Here is a 23,039-nt window from a genome sequence, read left to right on the forward strand (position 1 = left end):
GAGCGCCTGCCTTACAAGCAGGATGTCGGCAGTTCGATCCTGTCATCGTCCACCAGACCAAAGGAGCAAGCATACTGCTTGCTTCTTTTTTTTGTATATGTGATATAATAGTACCAGTTGTTTTGTTTGTAATTTTAAATTGTGATTTTAAAAGAGTTTTATTAAGAGGAGGAATTATGTTTCGTAACTTCGGACTCTGTAAACGTCCCCTACTTTCAGTACTAGGTGTACTACTTGCATCTACATTAGCAACAGCTAATGCTGCTACAATTGATATGAGTCAATTGATTTCTAATGGAGCTAAACCTGTCATAATTAGTTCTACGACAGCCAACCAAAATAGTGCTGCACCTATCGTAAATATCGAAACCAATACACAGCCTACTACAAAGGTGGCAAATACACCTGTATCTACACCAATTTCTGTCACTCCAGAAAAGGCGACTATTAATCCATCTAACGCTAATTATGATGGCCATTTAGAGAACTTCCCGAGCCGTAAAGTAACGATTGTTGTACCGGCTAAATTACGCAATGAAAATACAGCACAATTTGGTCATTATATGACAGATCGCTTGTCTAATACGCTTAAATATCCGTATTATGATACTGCTATTGTAAGTACTAATACACCAACTGCACAAATCAGAGCTGTTGATCTTGCTCAAATTGCAGCGGCCCAAAATTCTGAAATTGTTATTATGCCAGTACCATTACAAGACATCTATGTACAAGTTAATGGTGTTAATAGTCCATATGCATATAACGATGAAGATCGTGAAATCTACATTACTGCAAAAGTGAATGCATTATTGTACTACTACGATGTAAACGACAAAGTTGTTCACACTGTTCGTACAGGCTTCAACCAAACTGATGATTCTTTGACTATGCCAACACATAAGGCTGTTTGGAACAAAGTTATGACCGTATTACTTGATAAACTGCCATACAAACGCATTCCGACAGACCGTGACCGTTACCAAGCACCTGGTATTAACTCTGAAACACCAGTTGTACTTGATTTCCAAGTAGAACAACCTAGAAATACAGCGTACTCCTTAAAAGGCGTTAGCGTATTATAATGAACAAATAATTTAATAACACCTAAATACGCACTAACACGTAAAATACGTACAACAAAAGGCTAGCCCCTCGGCTAGCCTTTTGTCTTATAGTTGTTTAGTTACATGCAAACGCAATAAGGCACGTTGCAATGCCGCTTCTGCTCGCTCTACATCAATATCAGGTGTAGGATTAGCCAAACGGCCTTCAGCACGCTCTTTGGCACGCTGAGCACGTTCCACATCAATAGATTCTGGATCTTGGCAATCTGGTGTTACAATACTCACCTTATTATGTTCGATCTCACAGAAGCCACCAAATACAGCAAGTTCACGAGATGTTCCATCTGGTTGATCAATGCGTAAAGGCGCTAAGTCTAATGCAATAATCATAGGTGCATGATTTGGCAAGATACCAAAAGCACCATCGATAGCCTTACCTACGAAAAAAGTAGACTGACCTTCGAATACGACTGCATCAGGTGTAATTATTTGTAGGGTCATAGGTTCCGCCATGGATTATTCCCCCTTCTCTTGCATTTCCTTTGCTTTTTGAACGGCTTCATCAATGGTACCAACCATGTAGAATGCGCCTTCTGGCAATTCATCATGTTTACCATCTAAGATTTCTCTAAAGCCTCTCAATGTTTCGGACAATGGTACGTATTTACCAGGAGAACCTGTAAATACTTCAGCTACGAAGAACGGTTGACTCAAGAAACGTTGAATCTTACGCGCACGAGATACTGTGAGTTTATCTTCGTCAGACAATTCTTCCATACCAAGGATTGCGATAATATCTTGAAGATCTTTATATTTTTGCAATACTTCTTGCACGCCACGCGCTACAGCGTAGTGTTCTTCACCAAGTACATGTGGGTCCAAAATACGGCTTGTAGAATCTAACGGATCCACCGCTGGATAGATACCAAGTTCCGCAATGGAACGAGACAATACTGTTGTCGCATCCAAGTGAGCGAATGTCGCCGCTGGAGCAGGGTCAGTTAAGTCATCGGCAGGTACGTATACAGCTTGTACAGAAGTAATAGAACCTTCTTTTGTAGATGTAATACGTTCTTGTAATGCCCCTACGTCATTAGCCAATGTAGGTTGGTAACCTACGGCGGATGGCATACGACCTAAGAGGGCAGATACTTCAGAACCCGCTTGGATAAAGCGGAAAATGTTATCGATGAACAAGAGCACGTCTTGTTTCTTCACATCACGGAAGTATTCAGCCATTGTAAGGCCTGTAAGGCCTACGCGCATACGAGCCCCTGGTGGCTCATTCATTTGGCCATATACGAGGGCTGTTTTGTTGATAACGCCGGACTCTTTCATTTCATTCCACAAGTCATTACCTTCACGAGTCCGTTCGCCTACACCGGAGAATACGGAGTAACCACCGTGCTCTGTAGCGACATTGTGAATCAATTCCATGATCAATACGGTTTTACCTACACCGGCACCACCGAAAAGACCGATTTTACCACCTTTTACGTATGGAGCAATAAGGTCAACGACCTTAATACCTGTTTCCAAGATTTGTGTATCTGGAGAAAGGTCATCAAATTTAGGTGCTGGACGGTGAATCGGCCATTTTTCATCAGCTGCAACTGGAGCTGGATCATGGTCTACAGTTTCACCAAGTACGTTAAAGATACGGCCCAACACGCCTTCCCCTACAGGGACGGAAATAGGATTGCCAGTATCTTCCGCTTCCATATTACGTGTCATACCGTCAGTAGAGCTCATCGCAACGCAACGAACTGTGTCGTCACCTAAATGTTGCATAACCTCTACTACGATTTTTTGTCTATCGTGTGCTTTATGGTCATGGTAGACGTGGATGGCGTTGTAGATGGCTGGCAAATGACCAGCATCGAAGCGCACGTCTACAACTGGGCCGATGACCTGCACAACTTTACCAATATTATTACTCATCGACAGATGTCTCCTTATTTATTGCAAGGCATTAGCGCCACCAACGATTTCAGAAATTTCGTTTGTAATACTAGATTGACGCAACTTGTTATATTCAAGGCCTAAGGACTCAATGAGTTCCCCTGCATTATCTGTAGCAGATGTCATGGCAGTCATACGAGCACCTAATTCACTAGCTGCAGATTGCAACAATCCATTATAAACAGTAATTTCTAAATATTTTGGTAGCAACGCCTCCAAGACAGATACAGCAGATGGCATGAAATCATACTCTTCGCCCTTTACCTCATCTTGTGGTTGCTCTATCGGCAACAAGCGCTCAGCCTGTGCAATTTGCGTCATAGAATTTACAAAACGTGTATAGATCATGATGACTTCGTCAACTTCATGACGTTCATATAATGAAAGTGCTTCATGCATGATGGCACGAGCATGTTCATAGGAAGGTTTATCGGAGAAGCCCGCATAAGACTTATCGATATGAATCCCTCTGGATTTCATACTGTCTCTAGGTTTTCTACCCGCCGTAATTACACGGTATGTACTAGGATCTTTGCCTTTTAATTCTTCCATAGCAAACTTAAGTACATTAGACGAGAATGCCCCAGCAAGACCTTTATCCGCACCAACTACAATATAGCAAGTACGTTCAACAGGTCGAACATCTAAAAGAGGACTTTCAAAGCCTTCTAAATCACTATTAGACATATGACGCAAGATTTGCCCAATCTTTTCTGCGTAAGGACGGGTAGCTTCCGCTTTTGTTTGTGCCCTACGAAGACGAGCAGAGGCTACCATCTTCATCGCTTTAGTAATTTGTTGCGTATTGGTAACACTTTTTATGCGTTTTCGCAAATCTTGTGCACTAGCCATACATTACGCCTCCTTACGAGACACTAATGTATGAGTAGAACCAAATGCTTCTACACATTCTGGGATTGCTTGTTTCAATAGATTTTCAGTTTCGTCCTCGATTTTCTTGGACGTTTCAATATTTGTGATAATTTCAGGATAGTTAGCTTTCACATAACGCAACAATTCCGCTTCGAATGCCAATACATCCTCAACTTGAATGTCTGCTAAATAGCCTTTTGTACCAGCATAGAGGTTAATAACCATTTCAGCTACGCTCATTGGCTCATATTGGCCTTGTTTCAACATTTCAGTTAAACGTTGACCACGATCAAGTTGAGCACGTGTAGCCGCATCAAGGTCAGAACCGAACTGAGCAAAGGCAGCCAACTCACGATATTGAGCAAGGTCCAAACGCAATTGGCCCGCTACTTGTTTCATCGCTTTAGTTTGCGCACTACCACCTACACGGGATACGGACAAGCCTACGTCAACAGCTGGACGAATACCAGAGTAGAACATATCTGTACCCAAGAAAATTTGACCATCCGTGATGGAGATTACGTTTGTTGGGATGTATGCAGATACGTCACCCGCTTGCGTTTCGATAATAGGCAACGCTGTAATGGAACCGCCACCAAGTTCAGGTGAAAGTTTCGCAGCGCGCTCTAATAGACGGCTGTGTAAGTAGAATACGTCGCCTGGATACGCTTCACGCCCTGGTGGACGGCGTAACAATAGGGACATAGCACGGTATGCAGCCGCTTGTTTTGTTAAGTCATCATATACGCATAATACGTGTTTGCCTTGGTACATGAAGTATTCACCCATGGCAACACCAGCGTAAGGAGCGATATATTGAAGAGGTGCACCAGTAGATGCACTAGCAGATACTACGATTGTATACTCCATAGCGCCTGCTTCTTCAAGCTTTTGTACTACACGAGCAACAGTAGATTCTTTTTGACCAATGGCTACATAAATACAAATAACATCTTTGCCTTTTTGGTTCAAAATAGTATCTAATGCAATCGCAGTTTTACCAGTACCACGGTCACCAATGATAAGTTCACGTTGACCACGTCCGATTGGTACCATCGCATCAATCGCTTTAAGACCTGTTTGTAAAGGTTCGTTTACAGATTGACGATCCGCAATACCAGGTGCTGGATGTTCCACAGGACGGCGTTCTGTAGCTTGGATAGCACCCTTACCATCAAGAGGTTGCCCAAGAGGGTTTACTACGCGGCCAATCAAGGCATCCCCTGCAGGAACGTCCATAATTTTGCCAGTACGGCGTACTTGGTCGCCTTCTTTAATCAAGAAATCATCACCTAATAGTACGGCACCAACATTATCTAATTCTAAGTTCAAAACCAAGCCATATACGCCGTGAGGCAATTCTAACAACTCACCGGCCATGGCTCTTTCAAGACCATAAATATGGGCGATGCCATCCCCTACGTCGAGAACAGTACCCACGTCATCGACATTGAGGTCAACATCATAGTCCTGAATCTGCTGTTTGATTATAGCAGTGATTTCTTCAGGCTTCATTTTCATATATACCCATTCACCCCTATCTAATAGAGTTCGTTCTTAATAAAGATTTTTCTAATTCTTCTAAACGGCGAGCTACAGAGCCATCGATGCGTTTATCCCCTACTTGGATAATGATACCACCCATAATAGATGGATCTTGACGTACGGATAAGATGACATCTTTTCCTGTAACCTCTCTTAGTTTAGCTTGTACAGATGCTTCTACATCAGCTGTGATTGGTTCTGCCACAGTTACAGTAGCTTCCAAAATACCACGAGCTTCACGTGATTTTTGAATAAACGCTGCAATAGCTTCCGCTATATAACGATGACGTCCACGTTTAATCATCACATAGATAAAGTGTAGAGCTACTTTGTCGATACTAGATTCAAAGATTCTACCAACAAGTTTAATCTTCGCATCTTCAGTAACGATTGGATTTTCAAGGAATGAACGAAGTTCAGGCTGTTCTGCCATAACGGAAGCTACATAGCCTAATTGCTCCTCCATGAGTTCCAAATTATTTTGTTCTTGAGCTAATTCAAACATAGCCGAACCATATTTATCTGCTACAATTTCTATGCTCATCGTATCACAACCCTATCGTTTTACTATCAAGTTGACGAATAGCGTCTTCGATCAATTTTGTATTAGTTTCGCTGTTCATATCTTTAGCAACAACTTTACCAGCCATAGCTACAGATAAGGAAACAACTTCATTGCGCAAGCTGTTCATAGCGCGATCGCGTTCAATAGCGATATCTTGACGAGCACGATTTTTTTCTTGTTCAATTTGTTCACGTGCTGTCGCTAATTGTTCGCGTGTTGTATGTTCTGCTTCTTGAACTGCTTTTTCAACAATTTGTTGTGCTTCTTGACGTGCTTTAGCAATTTGAGCAGCATAATCAGCTTTAAAGCCCTCTGCCTCTACACGAGCTTTTTCTGCAGCTTCTAAGTCTTTAGCAATTCGTTCTTTACGTTCTGTCATCATAGCCAATAATGGTTTATATGCAAAACGAGCTAATAGCCAAACTAATATAAAAAAGTTCAACATTTGAGCAAGAATCGTTCCAAGGCTTAAGTCAACCAAGGTTATTCCTCCTCGTTATTATCTGAATAACAAAATAAATGCTACTACTACACCGATGATAGGCATCGCTTCGATCAAACCAATCGCTACGAACATAGTAGACATCAATTGACCACGCAATTCAGGTTGACGCGTAATACCTTCAATTACTTTGCTAGATACAAGACCGTCACCGATACCTGCACCAATGGCACCACAACCTACTGCGATTGCTGCTGCTAATGCGAATAAACCTTGAGCTTCCATAATATACCCTCCATAAAAAATTAATGATCCTCACTAAGAGCCATCCCCAAGTAGGAGGCAGTAAGAACGGTAAAAATAAAGGCTTGAATAATACCAATGAATAAACTAAAAGCAATCCATATCCATGGTACCGGTACAAACCAAGGCAAATTGTACAATACTTCTAACAGAATTTCACCAGCTACGATATTGCCGAATAGACGGAAAGCAAGTGTAACTGGTTTTGCAATTTCTTCAAAGATATTAAGGATTAACAAAGCCTTATATGGTTGAACAAAATGATTGAAATAGGATAAGCCTTTAACTTTAATCCCCATAACCCATACCACTAATGTGCTACATAGAGCTAATGCAATTGTAGTATTAATATCGGATGTTGGTGATGTTAAAGCCTTAAACGTTGGCAGTAAGCCCAGTTCGTTTCCTACAAAAATAAATAAGAAAAACGTAAATAACAAGGAACTCACCATTGGCCAATGACGACCTAAGTTCGGAGCTAATTGCCCCTCTAAGCCTTCCAATATAGATTCAACTATATTTTGCAAGCCTACAGGCACCAATTTTCGTCCCCGGGTGGCTAGTACTGTTATCAGTATTACAATAGCCATAGTAACCCATGTAGCAATTAAAGTATCCAAATTAAATGTCAACCCTAACCACTGCACGACTTCATGGTGTCCCGCATGTAATTCCACGTTCTCAACCCCTTCCATAGACATAATAAAGAACTAATATATTTACAATAAATATAAATATAATATATATGTATCATCATACATCGTTATAGATATATAATCAACAGTCGAAAGGTAAACAATTCGAATTACTCATAAATGTATTGTGTATAATGCATTATTGGAATATATCTATAATTTAACACACATAAGATTAGAAATTTCGACTAAGCCACCAGTAAACAGCATATAATGCGGGCTGAATAAGTGCCACACCAACAAACATGCTAATAGCCTCTACACCGGGAATCTTTAATCCTAAGACTACTAATGAACCTACTAACATAAGACGCCATATCATCTGTCTACGAGCTTTACGAACGGCTTTGTAAGGATCCCCTGATACAATGGATTGACCATGCAAAGCTAAACTTAGCAAGTAAAGTACCATTATAAAAATCCCCCAAAACCATCCCCATAGATACTGTTCTAGGCCACATAAAACTTGTATTATACCGCCTAAAAAGGCAATAAAAAAACAAGTCAGCAGCACACGCACTATGAATTTTACATATTGATTCATATATACCTCACTACTTAACTTGTTTGTATAACATATAAAAACCTGCTATAGCTCCAATAAGACCAAATATAACCATACAGAGTGGCTCCGTTTGAAGCCATCCATCTAGTTTATATCCTATCCAAATAAAGCCGCCTATACAGGAGACCAGTGTGACCCCCGCCGATGTTGCCATAGCGAGGGCTTTCACAAGATCCTTATCCATATTATTTACCAAATCGTTCAGGACGATTAGGATCGCCTAAGAACTCATGGCGCAACGCTTGGATGATGCGTTCAGATGCTTTGCCGTCACCGTAAGGGTTAACGGAGTTAGACATCAATTTATAAGCTGCTGTATTGCTCAACAATTCATGAGCCGCTGCATGTACTGCATCTTTATCAGTACCGACAAGGCGAACCGTACCAGCTTCAACAGCTTCAGGGCGTTCTGTTGTATCGCGCAATACGAGAACCGGTTTACCAAGGGCTGGTGCTTCCTCTTGAATCCCACCAGAATCAGTAAGAATCAAATAAGATTTAGCCATTAAGTTCGCAAATGGTTCATAATCAAGTGGATCGATTAAGGTAACACGTTCTACAGAACCGAGTTCCTCTTGTACAACTTGGCGAACCTTAGGATTCTTATGTACAGGGAAGACCACTTGAATATCTTCAAATTCATTGATTAAATCGCGAATAGCTTGATATACGTGGCGCATTGGCTCACCCAAGTTTTCCCGGCGATGTGTGGTAACAAGAACTGTGCGTTTTTCAGGATCTAGGCCATTAATAGCCGCATCGTCGAATACATAATTATCTTGTACCGTTGTATCAAGGGCATCTATAACAGTATTGCCTGTTACATATAGATGATCTGTATTGATATTTTCTTTCTTGAGATTGCTTTCAGAGCTAGAAGTCGGTGCAAAATGATAGGTCGCAATAGAGCCCGTCAATTTACGGTTCATTTCTTCTGGGAACGGAGAGTAAATATCACCGGTACGAAGGCCCGCTTCTACATGGCCTACAGGAATCTCTTGATAGAAAGCTGCCAAAGCACCTGCAAAGGTAGTTGTAGTATCACCATGAACGAGTACTACATCAGGTTTTGCTTCTTCTAGTACATCCTTAAGACCTAACAAGGCACGATTTGTCACATCGTACAAGGTTTGGCCTTGGCTCATAATATTTAAGTCGTAATCTGGGGTAATATTAAACAAGTTTAGTACTTGGTCGAGCATATCGCGATGTTGCGCCGTAACGGTTACAATCGGTTCCATATCTGATGCTGCTTCTAATGCTTTTACAAGAGGAGCCATCTTGATAGCCTCAGGTCTTGTACCAAAGATTGTCATAACTTTTAACATAGTTGCCTCCAACATAGTAGGATAGAAAAAATGGGGCGCCAAGCGCCCCACATATGGTTATTCCTTATGGGAACCCTCTGATTCCTCTAAAGCTTTCGCCAATTCTTCACGATCAAAGGAAATAGTTTCATCTGAATCGCTGCGTTCAATTGTAGGACGCGGTAGTGGATGTCCAGCCGCATCACTATGAGTAATAACCCCAAGGCGACGAGCCACAAAAATACTACCTAAGAAGATAACGAGTACCAATGCGATGCCAATCCATGCATTGACCTCAGCTACGATGACGGATACGCCACCAAACAGAGCTGTTACAGCATACATCATCAGTACAGCTTGCTTTTGAGTTAAACCTTGCGCTAATAAACGATGATGCACGTGACCTTTATCAGGTTTGAAAATTGGACGACCGCTAATTTTACGTCGTACGATAGCAAATAATGTATCCAGAATTGGTAAGCCAAGTACGATTGCAGGAACGACTAATGCAATAGTGGCTGCCGTTTTAACAGCACCCATTACAGAAATAGCTGCTAAAGTATAACCGAGGAGCATAGAGCCCGTATCACCCATAAAGATTTTTGCAGGGTTAAAGTTATACCGCAAGAACCCTACTGTTGCACCTGCAAGTGCAAGAGATATACATGCTAAGTCAGTTTGGCCAAGTTGTAATGTCATCGCACATACAGCAATGCATGCAATAAAGGAAATACCTGCTGCCAACCCATCAAGGCCATCAATAAGGTTTACGATATTCGTAAAACCTACAATCCAGAAGATCGTCAATGGAGCTGCCCAATATTTAAGGTATACTACACCACCCCAAGGAAGGTTGATGAAATCTACACGAATATCATAAGCTACCAAAATAGCGGCTGCTATGATTTGGCCCATTAACTTAGTTTTTGGCTCAATCTGTTTAATATCATCCCAAATGCCTACAAGCACCAGAATAACAGTACCAAGTACAAAGCCAAATAGTTTATGATCATGCGGGATAGATCCATTAAAGAGGACCGATCCTACATAACCGAGAAAGATTGCTAACCCACCAAGTCGTGGAATAGCACCATGATGCACCTTACGGGCATCAGGTTTATCTATTGCCCCTACAGCAACGGCAAAGCGTTTTACCAAAGGGGTTAGTGCAAAGGTTATGATGAGCGCTAGAGCAAAGGCCCATACATAATCGAGCACATAATCACTCATAAGATACCTCCAACAACTAGGTTGAAAAACGAGATTAGTTCGTTAAGCTACGAATAGGTGCAGGAATACGACCACCGCGAGCGATGAACTCAGCTGCACTATACGGACTCACTTCAATAATTGGGGCATAACCTAATAGCCCACCAAACTCAACAACCTCTCCAACAGTTTTTCCTGGTACAGGAATTACCCGAACTGCAGTTGTCTTATTATTAATCATACCGATAGCTGATTCATCTGCAATAATAGCAGAAATTGTATCAGCCGTTGTATCGCCAGGAATCGCGATCATATCAAGGCCTACAGAACATACACATGTCATAGCCTCTAATTTATCAAGTGTTAAACTACCACAAGATACGGCATCAATCATACCCGCATCTTCAGATACAGGGATAAATGCACCACTGAGACCACCAACGTGAGAGGATGCCATAAGGCCGCCTTTTTTCACTGCATCATTCAATAATGCAAGTGCTGCCGTAGTACCGTGACAACCACAAGAGGACAAGCCCATTTCTTCAAGAACATGAGCTACCGAGTCACCTACAGCTGGCGTTGGAGCCAAAGATAAATCGATAATACCAAACGGTTTACCAAGACGGCGAGATGCCTCTTGTGCTACTAATTGGCCTACACGAGTAATTTTGAAAGCAGTACGTTTAATAGTTTCTGCTACAACGTCAAAGGATTGACCACGAACGGATTCAAGGGCATGTTTAACAACACCTGGGCCAGATACGCCTACAGAAATGGCGCTATCCCCTTCAGTGACACCGAAGAAGGCACCCGCCATAAATGGATTATCCTCAACAGGATTACAGAAAATAACTAGCTTGGCACAGCCAAGAGCATCATTATCCTTTGTAAGTTCAGCGGTTTTCTTAACAATGATACCCATGTCGCGCACTGCATCCATGTTGATACCAGTTTTAGTGGAACCCACCGCAACAGAGCTACATACGATATCCGTAGTTGCCAATGCTTCAGGAATAGAGTCAATTAAAATGCGGTCAGCTCGTGTAGTTCCCTTTGTTACAAGGGCAGAGAAACCGCCGATAAAGTTAACCCCTACAGCCTTCGCAGCGCGATCCATAGCTTCTGCTACAGGCACATAAGATGTTAAATCACTACCACCAGCCACTAGAGAAATTGGCGTTACAGAAATACGCTTGTTTATGATAGGAATACCAAGCTCGCGTTCAATATCTTCACCTGTAGATACAAGGTGTTCTGCTTCTTTTGTAATGCGATCATAAATGCGATCACATAGCTCTTTGCCAGAGCTAGATGCGCATTCTAACAAGCTGATCCCCATCGTAATAGTACGAACATCAAGCTTGTTATCATGAATCATCTGATTCGTTTCCAAAATATTGTCGATAGATAACATAGTGCCTCCTATCCTACACGGTGCATGCTCAAGAAAATATCTGCATGCTGTGCACGGATTTCAACACCAAGTTCTTTACCTTGTGCATTCAAAGCCTCTTGGATAGATGTAAGGTTTTTCATATCTTCAGACTTTGTTTCACACATCATAATCATATTGAAAACGCCATCAAGAATGGTTTGATTAATAGACATAATATTTACACCGTGGTCAGCAAGTACTGTACTGACCCCAGCTATGATACCAACGCGGTCAACGCCGACAACGGTAACAACTAATTTCATAACATCACCTTTTCTAAGCACTACAAACTATATAGCCAATATAGGGTATTCAATAAACTATATTAATATATTATATCACATTTATTACTTTTAGACGGTGAAATCTTTATGAGATTACACTTCGTCAGATAATGCGGCTGTAACAATTTCTTCACCCGCCGTTAAGAGTGCGATAAGACCTTTATCCCCTTTATAGCTTTCACCATAAATTTTATATAAGTCTTCCGTGCCAGAAGGACGAGCCACAAACCAACCGGTTTCGGTTTCTACACGAACACCATCAATAGGCATATCCTTGTACAAGGACGTAGTGCGTACATTCGTAATAGCATCTCCATCGACCTCTGTAGCCGTAATAGAGCTTGCATTTAACTGTTTCAACTTAGCCTTAGCTGCCTTCGTACAAGCCGCATCAATACGACCAAAACGAGGGTCTCCACAACCTTCGACAATATTGTTATACAGTCTATCTACAGTAGCGCCCATTACAGCGTACATTTCCATGGCCAATAGAGCCATTACCATACCATCTTTATCGGTAGTCCATACGGTACCGTCTTTTTTGAGGAATGATGCACCAGCAGATTCTTCGCCACCGATTCCAATTTCGCCATCAAATAATAAAGAGCTGAAATATTTAAAACCTACAGGTACTTCATAAACAGGAATATCTTTTACGGCCGCCCATTTATCTATCATTGTAGTACAAACAACGGTTTTACCTACCCCTTTATCCTTCCAACCACGCGTTGTAAATAGATAATCCGCAGCAGTTACAAGGAATGCATTTGGAGAGGTAAGACCATCCGCACTAACGATACCATAGCGGTCATAGTCAGGATCATTACCTACGGCCAAATCATAGTTACCGATTTGCTTGATAACATCGGCCATGGCATATTCAGAGGAGCAATCCATGCGAACCTTGCCATCATGGTCATACGTCATAAAGCTAAAGGTTGGATCGTACTCATCATTGATAATATCCATATTGAGATTATAACGCTCTTTAATAGCGCGCCAATAACCAAGACCACTACCACCAAGAGCGTTTACAAGAACCTTCGGTTTAGCACATTGAATAGCTTCCATATTAATGATAGAAGATAATTCTTCAACATATAAACCTTTATAATCATATGGAACTTGTCGGTCTGGTTCAATATTATCGATACTAATCCGTTTAAATCCTTCTAATTCACAATATGCACGTACATACTCATTAGCGCGAGTTTCAATCCACTTTGTAACAAGAGTATCCGCAGGACCACCATTCGTCGCATTATACTTGATACCACCATTATCTGGAGGATTATGGGACGGTGTAATCACAATGCCATCCGCCTTATGATCGTGGCTTTCATTATAGCGAATAATCGCGCGAGACACAGATGGAGTCGGTACGAAATCCATATCCGCATCAACCATAGCCATCACGCCATTTCCAGCGAGCACCTCTAGCACAGTTATTAGGGCAGGCTGAGACAATGCATGTGTATCTTGCCCAACAAAGAGCGGACCAGTAGCGCCAAATTGGCCACGGCCATCACAGATTGCCTGCGTAATAGCCGCTACATGTAAATCCGTGAAAGTACCATTTAAGGATGTACCACGATGGCCAGATGTACCAAAGGATACTAATTGTGTCGGATCTGTAATATCCGGTGCATTATCAAAATAAGCATCCACAAGGGTTTGCACATCAATAATATCTTGTTCTTGTACAGGCGTACCTGCTAATTTGTGAGCCATAGGAACCTCCTAACCTCATCATGAGAGAATCTCTCTCGAATTATTAATTTTATATTTTTACAATCAGATACAAGTAATCTACAAAATGTATATAACATTCACTAAAACATTATATTTACACATAATTAATATAAGATGACAAAGAACAACAATTTCCATAAAAATATTATTTATATTTGTTATTTTTTTCTTCTTATAGCTATTTTATTTGTTATCCGTTACAACAGCAGTAGCATCTTGAGCTATTGTACCTTGTGCTTTCAACTGATTGGTTACCTCAGTAGGCAAAATAGGACGAGTAAAACCTTGTCCAATAACCTCTTGAGCATCGGTAATCAAGATAAATACATTTGGATCTGCTTCTTCAATAACCTCTTTCAATTTGTTAACTTGTAACAGGTTAACCGCTACCATAACAATATTTTTTGGCGTTCGAGTATAGGCACCAACACCTTCGATGATCGTTGCGCCACGACCTACCTTGTTGATGATACATTCGCAAACATCATCGGTACGATAGGTGATGATGAAAGCAACCTTTCGTTGGTTGAAACCGATTACAACCTTATTGGTTATAATAGTATATACATACACACTAATAAGTGTTACCGCTACTGCTTCAAGACCGACAACGCCTACAGCAGCTAATAGAATGGCACAGTTGATGGCACTATTAATAGATCCCATTTGAAGGCCATAATATTTTCGAACGATAAGAGCAATTGGATCAAGACCACCTGTATTACCGCCTACACGGTAGACAATACCAAGACCTACACCAGTCGTAATACCGGCCATCATGGAACTCAGCAAAGGATCCTTAATAATCATGTCATACTGCAGGAAATCAAAGAGATCGATCATCCAAGATAACATGAGTGTCCCGTATAGCGTCTTTACTACGACACGCGTTCCAAGCCATTTCCAAGCAGCCCAGAATATAGGAATATTTAAAATCATATTCCAAGAACCCACGGATAAGCCAGTTACATAATATAAAATCAAACCGACCCCACTAATACCAGTACTAACTAGTTTATGGGGCAATACAAAAGCATCAATACCGGCACCAAATATGGCACATCCAACGGCGACCATAAGGCATTGATACACAACATCTTTATACTTGGCGAACATAGCTCCCTCCAAATTGCCATTTCACTATAAATATTCTATAATGAACTAACTAAACTATACGCTATTTACAATACTGTTAAGAATTGAACAACATGTGTATACAAAATCATCATAAACCACTTAATGGTTATTTTCAATCACTTTATAACAGTATAAAATAAACATATAAACTGCATATATTATGTACATTATGAACGAGGCTATTATGAGTAAAAGTTTTGAGCAACTCGGTTGCAGTAAAATCAACATCGGTCTGGCTATTACGGGTAAGCGTGACGACGGCTACCACGATATCGATTCCATTTTCCAATCCATTCGTCTTAGCGACTCTATTTATTTTGCTAAACACCATTCCGTAGTGTTTTCTGGAGGTGCTCCAGAGTTGCCGGACTACATGCAACAACTGGTAACCTACGACGAAGACAATTTAGCGCTCAAAGCGTTACGCGCAGTACAAACCTATACAGGTTGTAAGGCAGGTGCGGCTATTCATTTATTAAAACGCATTCCTATTCAAGCAGGCCTCGGCGGTGGCAGTGCAGATGCAGCAGCCATGCTATTAGGTCTCAATCGCTTCTGGGACTTACGCCTCACCCAAGAGGAGCTGTTAAAAATCGGTGCCACTCTCGGCTCTGACATACCATTTCTATTGCAAGGTGGTACAGCACGCGGCACAGGTCGCGGCGAAATACTAACCTATAAACAATCGCCAGAACCGCACTGGTTATTACTCGTTAAACCAAAGGTATCTGTTTCTACAGCAGTTGCTTATGGTCGCTTTAACGGCAAATCAGAAGCTACTAAGAAAACAATTGATACTGTATTAAGCCACGTTGAAAATAACGACTTGAAATCTGCTTTCACAAGCAGTGCTAATACCTTTGAAGAGCTATTATTCCCAGATCACGAAGAACTTGTAATCTGTAAAGAGTTCTTTACAAGCCGTGGATACCCAACCATCATGACTGGCAGCGGTCCAACGATGGTAGTATTACTCGATAAACCAATGGAGGCATTGCAGCTTCAAGAGGAAATTAAAGCAGCTGGCCACGATTGGCTCTCCCTCATTACTAAAACGTGTACACAGGAGGACTTACCATGACAAAACGGTTACAACCTATACGACTCGATGCGTATAAACCACTGAGAGAAGTTGTAAGTGAAACATTGCGTCAAGCCATCCAAGATGGAATATTAAAGCCTGGTGAACGTCTCATGGAAATCCCTCTCGCTGAAGAGTTGGGCGTGAGCCGCACACCGATTCGCGAAGCCATTCGTAAATTAGAACTAGAAGGCTTTGTCGTTATGGTTCCTCGTCGTGGTACTTACGTTGCCAATATTTCTTTAAAAGATATTACCCAAGTATTTGAAATTCGATCGGCCCTCGAAGAATTAGCCGCAGGTCTTGCAGCAGAACGCATCACCGAAGAAGAAATCGAAACCTTAGAACGAATGCTTGTAGAAATCGGCGACCACATGGAAAATAAAGACATGGATTCCGTCGTAGCTGCGGATGTAGAGTTCCACGAAGTGCTGTACCGTGCATCTCGTAACGAACGATTAGCGGACATCGTCCATAACTTGCGTGAACAAACCTACCGCTTCCGTAGTTTCTCTATGAACCAACCTGGTCGACTTAGAAAAACTTGGGAAGAACATCGTCAACTTGTAGAAGCCATTGCTACTCATAATGCCCCACAAGCTCGTAAACTTGCAAGAATTCATATGGAACATTCTGAGCAAACCCTATTACAAGGTATGGAAGAGTCCCAAGAATTCGGCCATTCACAGAAGTAATACACAACTATATACGAAAAACATAAAATCACAGCTCTTTGGGCTGTGATTTTGTTTTTTGTATCCAGTATTATGCATTTCTCTCATATAGCTCTAACTCACATGTTAATTGAACTTTTAAAGTTTTCCTGCCTAATTTATAAAAATTTTATGCCATGCTAGTACTGAATTAGCATAGCTTTTAGTCATAATACCATGTCTTTTTTACATACATTCGTTGTATAATTTATTCTAAAGGCGTGCGATTTATATGGCTTTATTTAGAGAAAGGACTGATACTCAATGCAAGCCCAGTTAAACGCTACAATATCTTTGATCAATGGATATTTGTGGGATTATCTTATTATCTTCATCCTCATCGGTGCAGGTCTTTATTTCACATTTACAACTAAATTCGTACAAATTCGATACTTAGGTGAAATGATTCGACTCATTGCAAGTAGTGCTGGTGAGAAAACTGAAAAGAATCACATTTCTTCATTCCAAGCGTTCTGCGTAACCACAGCATCTCGTGTAGGTGTTGGTAACATCGCAGGTATCGCGATTGCCGTAGTAATCGGTGGTCCTGGTGCTATCTTCTGGATGTGGGTTATCGCACTTCTTGGTGCCTCCACAGGCTTCGTAGAATGTACATTGGCCCAAATCTACAAAAAACCTCTAGCTAATGGTGGTTTCTATGGCGGTCCAGCTTACTACATCCGTCAAGGTTTAAATAGCCCTGGCTTCTCCGTTTTATTCGCAGTACTTATTACTATCACATTTGGTTGGATCTACAACTCCGTACAAGCTAATACATTAGCAGCATCCTTGGTAACTCTCGATGTTCCTGCTCATATTACTGGCGGTATCGTAGCTGTCTTAATTTTATTCATCGTATTCGGTGGCTTAAGTGCAGTTGCAAAAGTTGCAGAAATTCTAGTTCCTGTAATGGCATTTGCTTACATCGGCACAGCATTATACGTTATGATTACTAACATTACACAATTGCCGCATGTATTCTACTCCATCTTCTCTCATGCATTCACACTTGATGCAGCTGGTGGCGGTCTCTTCGGTGCCGTTATGATGACTGGTATCAAACGTGGTCTATTCTCAAACGAAGCTGGTCAAGGTTCCGTTCCTAACGCAGCGGCTACAGCTACTGCAAATCACCCAGTTGAACAAGGTTTAATCCAAGCGTTCGGCGTATACTTAACAACATTCATCATCTGTACAGCATCTGCGTTCATCGTTCTTATCATTGGCGATTACACGACTACAGGTCTTACAGGCGTTGCATTGGTACAACATAACTTAGCACAAGAACTTGGTCCATGGGCTCCATACGCAATGGCATTGTTCATCGTTATGTTCTCTTTCAGTTCCCTAGTTGGTAACTACTACTATGGCGAAATCAACATCACTCACCTTACAGATAAAAAGATTTACCTAAATCTCTTCCGTCTTGGTGTAGTAGCAATGTCTTACATTGGTTCCGTTGCATCCCTTGAACTTGTATGGAATGCTGCCGATTTATTCATGGCACTTCTAGTTCTTACAAACGTTACAGCTATCGTGCTTCTTAACAAACAAGCAGTTGCTGCACTTGCTGACTACGTAGATCAAAAACGCCGTGGCATCAAAGTCCCTGTATTCAACAAAAAAGTACTACCTACTCAAGAAGGTTTAGTATGGTGGGGCGATGGCCAAACTACAGACAGCTCTGCTGCTGAAAAACATTAATCAATCGATTAATTAAATCATTACACACATAAGGGTCCTTATTCCTCCGAATAAGGGCTCTTATTTTTTTGTAAAAGCTTTTAATTTACATACTAATCTCGGTCAACTAAAAGAAATTTATACACTACGCCAAAACTACTAAAGCAAATTTATACATTAAATCGAAATAACTGAGCAATTTTATACACTAGCCGTGGAAGGCTAAAGCAATTTTTTCTCCTTTAATAGCAGTGAGTAAAATCACAGTATTTATCTATATTTTTACTTACTTTCAACGATTTAAAACTATAGAATATATTTATAAAAACGAAAAGGGTATTATGTATACAACGTCGAATACATAAGTATGTGAAAATTTAGCACAATTAATAAATTTACTCTGATATTCAGGAGGCAATTATGAGCGGTTACAACCCATATGAAAACATGCTAAACACTTTAGACGTAGCAGCTGAGAAACTCGGCTACTCTCGTAGCGATTACGAAGTATTACGTCATCCAGAACGCGAATTAAAGGTAGCAGTACCTCTTCAACTAGACAATGGTGATGTTCGCGTATACGAAGGCTATCGTTGCCAACACTCCACATTACGCGGCAGTGCTAAAGGTGGTCTTCGCTTCCATCCAGATTCCGATGAAAACGAAGTTCGTGCATTGGCAGCTTGGATGACTATTAAAAACGCGATTGCTAACATCCCTTACGGTGGTGGTAAAGGCGGTATCAAAGTTGATCCTAAAACTTTAAACCCTCGCGAATTAGAACGCTTAACTCGTAACTTCGTACGTCGTATTGCTCCAATCATCGGTGTTAATACTGACGTTCCAGCGCCAGACGTAAATACAAACTCCCAAATCATGAGCTGGATTGCTGACGAATACAGCACATTAAAAGGCGAATGGAGCCCTGGTATCGTTACTGGTAAACCTATCGAAGTAGGCGGTTCCTTAGGTCGTAATGAAGCGACTGGTCGCGGCTGTCTCATCGCATTACAAAGTTACTTAGCTAAGAAAAACCTAGACATCAAAAACCTTACTGTAGCAGTTCAAGGCTTCGGTAACGTAGGTTCCGTAGGTGCTCGTCTTATCGCTCAAGCAGGCGCTAAAGTTGTTGCTATCGGCGACGTAAGCGTTAACATCTACAACCCTAACGGTATTGATGTGGAAAAAGCGTACGAATATGCTAACTCCCATGGTCGTTCTCTTGAAGGTTACAGCGAACCAGGTATGACTACAATTGGCGCTCAAGAATTATTGGCTCAACCAGTTGATGTATTGTACATGGCAGCTCTTGAAAACCAATTGAACAAAGACAACATGGAAAACATCCAAGCTAAAATCATCTTGGAAGGTGCTAATGGCCCTACTACTAATGATGCAGATAAATACTTCTATGAAAAAGGTATCGACATCATCCCTGACGTTCTTGCTAACGGCGGCGGCGTAGTTGTATCCTACTATGAATGGGTACAAAACAAAGCAAGCTTCTACTGGACTGAAGAAGAAGTTAACGAAAGATTAACTAAAAACATGCAAAATAGCTTCGAAGCTGTTTGGGAAATGCAACATAAATACAATGTACCACCTCGTCAAGCAGCGTACATGGTTGCTCTTGAACGTCTCGTAGTTGAAACTAGATGGCGCGGTTATAACTGCTAATCCATTCTACCTCCATAACATTTAGCCATAAAAAAGGCGTAAGCTCATTTGAGCTTACGCCTTTTTGTTTGCCTATAAACCTTTTTATTTACTTGAAAGCACCTACCAAAGCTGCCACACTAGGACGGCTGATCAATGCTTTCACTAAAACAGAGCCAAGAACGGCTGGGATTGTTTGACCTACTATAAGGTTCAATACTAATGGCCAGTATGGAAGGCCAAGCAACGGGCTGAGCCATAACGGTACGCATAATGCAGGTACAAAGATAATAGGAAGCATCGCCCACCAAGCGCTGAGACCAAGCTTACGCATACCTACGATAATACCTGTTGTTAAAATACCAACGCCAAAGCCGCCTACCATATCGAGGATACCAAGACCCCCGAACAGGAAGTTAGAAATGAGGTTGCCAATCCCCATTGGAATTACCAAGAACGGAAAGGCATAAGCAAGTGCATATAATGATGTTGCTATACGAATTTGATACGCCCCGAAAGAAACGCTTTGCGTTAAATACAATACAACGATGTACAATGCCACAACCATAGCAGAAATAGTCAATTTACGTGTAGTAATCATAACACTCACCTCCTCAAAATAAAAAAAGCATGGCAAAACTACCATGCTATAAATGCTTATGAATTTCCGTAGTTTTGTTTAGAGACAGGATGGTTTCAAACTGTCTTATTTAGTTGTGCACTTATAATATCATATATTTTCGATATTTACAAGTCGAGAGAAGTTTAAAGCGGCCTATTACAGTAACTACTATCTATGTAATATTGGCAAGGACGGGGTGGTGGCAGATACCTTTCCTCATCGCTCCACTGGCTATACGGTCATCGGCCTAGGGCCTCGACCTGCCAAAGTCGCTCTTTGAAAAGGTATCTACCACCACTGCGAATTTAGAAAATCAATGTTACGGATATTAGTAATTCTAAAGGCCGTTTTGACTCAGCATCCTCCAAATGATAAATAATATGAAGTATATTACTCATCAAAGCGCCTCAACTAGTCTAAGCCAGTTGAGGCGAGCTAGTGACATATAAGTCCACCTAATCCCCAATATACTATCTTATCTATTAGAACATATAGCAAAGTAGCCACCTAAAAGGCGGCTACTAATATAATCCAGTTTTAGTAGATGTAGAGAAGTTCTATTATTGTGCTGGGTCTTCGACGCCGTTGGCTTGGAAGGCGGCTTGTCTGTCGATGCAGGTACCGCAGTGTCCGCATGGTTTGTCGCCGCCTTCGTAGCAGGACCAGGTTAGGTGGTACGGAACGCCTAGGCGTAGACCTTCTTTTACGATGTCTGCTTTGTTGGAGTTGATAAATGGTGCTTCTAGGGAGCATTCTTTACCAGATCCTTCGAAGATGGCGTCACCCATGGATTTGTAGAAGTGTTCTGTACAGTCTGGGTATGCATTGCCAGCCGCATCATCGCTATGGGCACCGTAGTAGATATAGCCGCAGTCTAGAGATAAGGCTAAGGAAGCAGCCGCAGATAGGAATAGACCATTTCTAAATGGCACATAGGTGCTAACCGTACCTTCCCCTTCTGTTTCTTGTTGTTCCTTGTATGAACCTTGAGGTATTTCCTCTGTGGATTGGGTCAATAAAGAGCAATTGCTGAAGGCAAACAATTTAGTGACATCCATCGTTTTACCTTCAATTCCATAATAAGCGAGAATAGATGCAGCAGCCTCTAGTTCTTTACTATGTTTTTGACCGTATTGAATGGATAAAGGCACTACATTGTCTTTGCCAAATCTTTCAATAGCTAGCGCTAAACATGTAGTACTATCTACACCACCGCTGAATAAGACAACAGCCTTTTGTTTTTGTGCCATAAGGTCTCCTTTCACCTATTACAACAGCCCCATCCTAAGATGAGGCTGTAGATTATACTTTCAATATATTATAAATCGATATCTAATTCTACTGGGCAGTGATCAGAGCCAAAGATTTGTTGGTGAATTTTAGCTTCTTGAATTTTGTCATCAAGACGTTTAGAGGTGATGAAGTAGTCAATTCTCCATCCTGTATTCCGCTCACGAGCTTTGCCCATGTAGGACCACCAACTATATTGCTCAATTGCATCTGGATAGAGGTGACGGAATGTATCTGTGAAACCAGCACCTAACAGTTCTGTCATTTTTGCACGCTCTTCATCAGAGAAGCCTGCATTTTTACGGTTTGTCTTAGGATTTTTAAGATCGATTTCTTGATGCGCTACATTGAGGTCACCACAGAGAATGACTGGTTTTTTCTTATCTAATTCAAGCAAATAGTTGCGGAATGCATCTTCCCAAGTCATACGGTACTCAAGACGAGCCAATTCACGTTGGCTATTTGGTGTATAGCAGCATACTAAATAGAAATTGTCATATTCAGCAGTAATAACACGGCCCTCTTGATCGTGTTCTTCAATGCCGATACCATTAGTTACGGACAACGGTTTAATACGCGTGAATACAGCAGTACCACTGTAGCCTTTTTTCACAGCGCTATTCCAATATTGCTCATAACCTGGCAACTCCAAAGAAATTTGTTCTGGTTGCAATTTCGTTTCTTGCAAACAGAAAATATCTGCGTCTAATTCGTTAAAGGATTCCATAAAACCCTTTGTGACAGCGGCGCGTAGACCGTTTACATTCCAAGAAATTAATTTCAATTCTTACTCCTTTCCGATACTTCGCATCAATCTAATACGTTTCACCTTATTCAACTTGGTGAAAGTCTC

General features: G+C 41.2%; 24 protein-coding genes. 5 read left to right on the forward strand and 19 right to left on the reverse strand.

Annotated features, from left to right (window positions below; genetic code table 11):
* The first annotated feature begins 176 nt into the window (after window positions 1-176).
* Window positions 177-1,085 (forward strand): hypothetical protein, encoded by a 909-nt coding sequence (locus RYM16_RS04025; protein WP_314982461.1) that lies wholly within the window; start codon window positions 177-179, stop codon window positions 1,083-1,085.
* 87 nt (window positions 1,086-1,172) lie between these two features.
* On the opposite strand, the gene atpC is transcribed toward RYM16_RS04025, so the two are convergent.
* The 16 genes from atpC to RYM16_RS04105 all read right to left on the reverse strand — a co-directional run bounded on the left by atpC (window position 1,173) and on the right by RYM16_RS04105 (window position 15,120).
* Window positions 1,173-1,580: an ATP synthase F1 subunit epsilon gene (gene atpC / locus RYM16_RS04030; RefSeq protein ID WP_314982463.1), complete on the reverse strand. Its 408-nt coding sequence runs from the start codon at window positions 1,578-1,580 to the stop codon at window positions 1,173-1,175.
* 3 nt (window positions 1,581-1,583) lie between these two features.
* Window positions 1,584-3,008, reverse strand: a complete 1,425-nt coding sequence (atpD, locus tag RYM16_RS04035) for a F0F1 ATP synthase subunit beta (RefSeq protein ID WP_314982465.1) — start codon at window positions 3,006-3,008, stop codon at window positions 1,584-1,586.
* A gap of 18 nt (window positions 3,009-3,026) precedes the next feature.
* Complete coding sequence (atpG, locus tag RYM16_RS04040) at window positions 3,027-3,881, reverse strand: ATP synthase F1 subunit gamma (protein WP_009352465.1); 855 nt, start codon at window positions 3,879-3,881, stop codon at window positions 3,027-3,029.
* A 3-nt stretch (window positions 3,882-3,884) separates the two neighbouring features.
* The gene (gene atpA / locus RYM16_RS04045; protein WP_273298065.1) at window positions 3,885-5,423 is read right to left on the reverse strand and encodes a F0F1 ATP synthase subunit alpha; all 1,539 of its coding nucleotides are present in this window, start codon (window positions 5,421-5,423) and stop codon (window positions 3,885-3,887) included.
* A 16-nt stretch (window positions 5,424-5,439) separates the two neighbouring features.
* On the reverse strand, window positions 5,440-5,991 hold the full coding sequence (gene atpH, locus RYM16_RS04050) for an ATP synthase F1 subunit delta (protein WP_009352269.1): 552 nt from the start codon (window positions 5,989-5,991) through the stop codon (window positions 5,440-5,442).
* A gap of 4 nt (window positions 5,992-5,995) precedes the next feature.
* Window positions 5,996-6,493, reverse strand: coding sequence for a F0F1 ATP synthase subunit B (atpF, locus tag RYM16_RS04055; RefSeq protein WP_009352521.1), 498 nt, complete (start codon window positions 6,491-6,493; stop codon window positions 5,996-5,998).
* 18 nt (window positions 6,494-6,511) lie between these two features.
* Window positions 6,512-6,739, reverse strand: coding sequence for a F0F1 ATP synthase subunit C (gene atpE / locus RYM16_RS04060; protein ID WP_004695064.1), 228 nt, complete (start codon window positions 6,737-6,739; stop codon window positions 6,512-6,514).
* Window positions 6,740-6,759: 20 nt separating this feature from the next.
* Window positions 6,760-7,458 carry a F0F1 ATP synthase subunit A gene (gene atpB, locus RYM16_RS04065; protein WP_105097425.1) on the reverse strand — a complete coding sequence of 233 codons (699 nt, stop codon included), beginning with the start codon at window positions 7,456-7,458 and terminating at the stop codon, window positions 6,760-6,762.
* Between the two features lie 169 nt (window positions 7,459-7,627).
* The gene (locus RYM16_RS04070) at window positions 7,628-7,864 is read right to left on the reverse strand and encodes a hypothetical protein (RefSeq protein ID WP_314982467.1); all 237 of its coding nucleotides are present in this window, start codon (window positions 7,862-7,864) and stop codon (window positions 7,628-7,630) included.
* Between the two features lie 142 nt (window positions 7,865-8,006).
* Window positions 8,007-8,201, reverse strand: coding sequence for an AtpZ/AtpI family protein (locus tag RYM16_RS04075; RefSeq protein WP_314982469.1), 195 nt, complete (start codon window positions 8,199-8,201; stop codon window positions 8,007-8,009).
* A 1-nt stretch (window position 8,202) separates the two neighbouring features.
* Window positions 8,203-9,345: a non-hydrolyzing UDP-N-acetylglucosamine 2-epimerase gene (wecB, locus tag RYM16_RS04080; protein WP_314982471.1), complete on the reverse strand. Its 1,143-nt coding sequence runs from the start codon at window positions 9,343-9,345 to the stop codon at window positions 8,203-8,205.
* A gap of 57 nt (window positions 9,346-9,402) precedes the next feature.
* Entirely contained in the window at window positions 9,403-10,554 is a 1,152-nt protein-coding gene (locus RYM16_RS04085; RefSeq protein WP_273298076.1) for a glycosyltransferase family 4 protein, read from the reverse strand.
* A gap of 34 nt (window positions 10,555-10,588) precedes the next feature.
* Entirely contained in the window at window positions 10,589-11,947 is a 1,359-nt protein-coding gene (locus RYM16_RS04090; RefSeq protein WP_314982473.1) for a PFL family protein, read from the reverse strand.
* An 8-nt stretch (window positions 11,948-11,955) separates the two neighbouring features.
* Window positions 11,956-12,231 carry an ACT domain-containing protein gene (locus tag RYM16_RS04095; protein ID WP_009352316.1) on the reverse strand — a complete coding sequence of 92 codons (276 nt, stop codon included), beginning with the start codon at window positions 12,229-12,231 and terminating at the stop codon, window positions 11,956-11,958.
* Between the two features lie 114 nt (window positions 12,232-12,345).
* Window positions 12,346-13,983 (reverse strand): phosphoglucomutase, encoded by a 1,638-nt coding sequence (locus RYM16_RS04100; protein WP_314982475.1) that lies wholly within the window; start codon window positions 13,981-13,983, stop codon window positions 12,346-12,348.
* A gap of 204 nt (window positions 13,984-14,187) precedes the next feature.
* A complete protein-coding gene (locus RYM16_RS04105) occupies window positions 14,188-15,120 on the reverse strand; it encodes a YitT family protein (protein WP_105097431.1) in 933 nt (310 codons plus the stop codon).
* A 205-nt stretch (window positions 15,121-15,325) separates the two neighbouring features.
* On the opposite strand from RYM16_RS04105, the gene ispE reads away from it, so the two are divergent.
* The 4 genes from ispE (at window position 15,326) to RYM16_RS04125 (ending at window position 20,295) form a co-directional block, all read left to right on the forward strand.
* Window positions 15,326-16,222, forward strand: coding sequence for a 4-(cytidine 5'-diphospho)-2-C-methyl-D-erythritol kinase (ispE, locus tag RYM16_RS04110; RefSeq protein WP_314982477.1), 897 nt, complete (start codon window positions 15,326-15,328; stop codon window positions 16,220-16,222).
* On the forward strand, window positions 16,219-16,917 hold the full coding sequence (locus tag RYM16_RS04115) for a GntR family transcriptional regulator (RefSeq protein WP_314982479.1): 699 nt from the start codon (window positions 16,219-16,221) through the stop codon (window positions 16,915-16,917). Before ispE ends, RYM16_RS04115 begins: the two co-directional genes overlap by 4 nt.
* 282 nt (window positions 16,918-17,199) lie before the next feature.
* Window positions 17,200-18,639, forward strand: coding sequence for a sodium:alanine symporter family protein (locus tag RYM16_RS04120; RefSeq protein WP_105081621.1), 1,440 nt, complete (start codon window positions 17,200-17,202; stop codon window positions 18,637-18,639).
* A gap of 399 nt (window positions 18,640-19,038) precedes the next feature.
* Window positions 19,039-20,295, forward strand: a complete 1,257-nt coding sequence (locus RYM16_RS04125; RefSeq protein ID WP_054748267.1) for a Glu/Leu/Phe/Val dehydrogenase — start codon at window positions 19,039-19,041, stop codon at window positions 20,293-20,295.
* An 88-nt stretch (window positions 20,296-20,383) separates the two neighbouring features.
* Here RYM16_RS04125 and RYM16_RS04130 read toward each other — a convergent pair whose 3' ends face one another.
* From RYM16_RS04130 to RYM16_RS04140, 3 genes are all read right to left on the reverse strand, one after another.
* A complete protein-coding gene (locus tag RYM16_RS04130) occupies window positions 20,384-20,875 on the reverse strand; it encodes a QueT transporter family protein (RefSeq protein WP_314982481.1) in 492 nt (163 codons plus the stop codon).
* A gap of 581 nt (window positions 20,876-21,456) precedes the next feature.
* A complete protein-coding gene (gene queC, locus RYM16_RS04135; protein WP_314982483.1) occupies window positions 21,457-22,146 on the reverse strand; it encodes a 7-cyano-7-deazaguanine synthase QueC in 690 nt (229 codons plus the stop codon).
* A gap of 68 nt (window positions 22,147-22,214) precedes the next feature.
* The gene (locus RYM16_RS04140; RefSeq protein WP_274204157.1) at window positions 22,215-22,970 is read right to left on the reverse strand and encodes an exodeoxyribonuclease III; all 756 of its coding nucleotides are present in this window, start codon (window positions 22,968-22,970) and stop codon (window positions 22,215-22,217) included.
* Window positions 22,971-23,039: the final 69 nt, after the last annotated feature.

The sequence above is a fragment of the uncultured Veillonella sp. genome (genome assembly GCF_963524655.1).
Classification (GTDB): Bacteria; Bacillota; Negativicutes; order Veillonellales; family Veillonellaceae; genus Veillonella.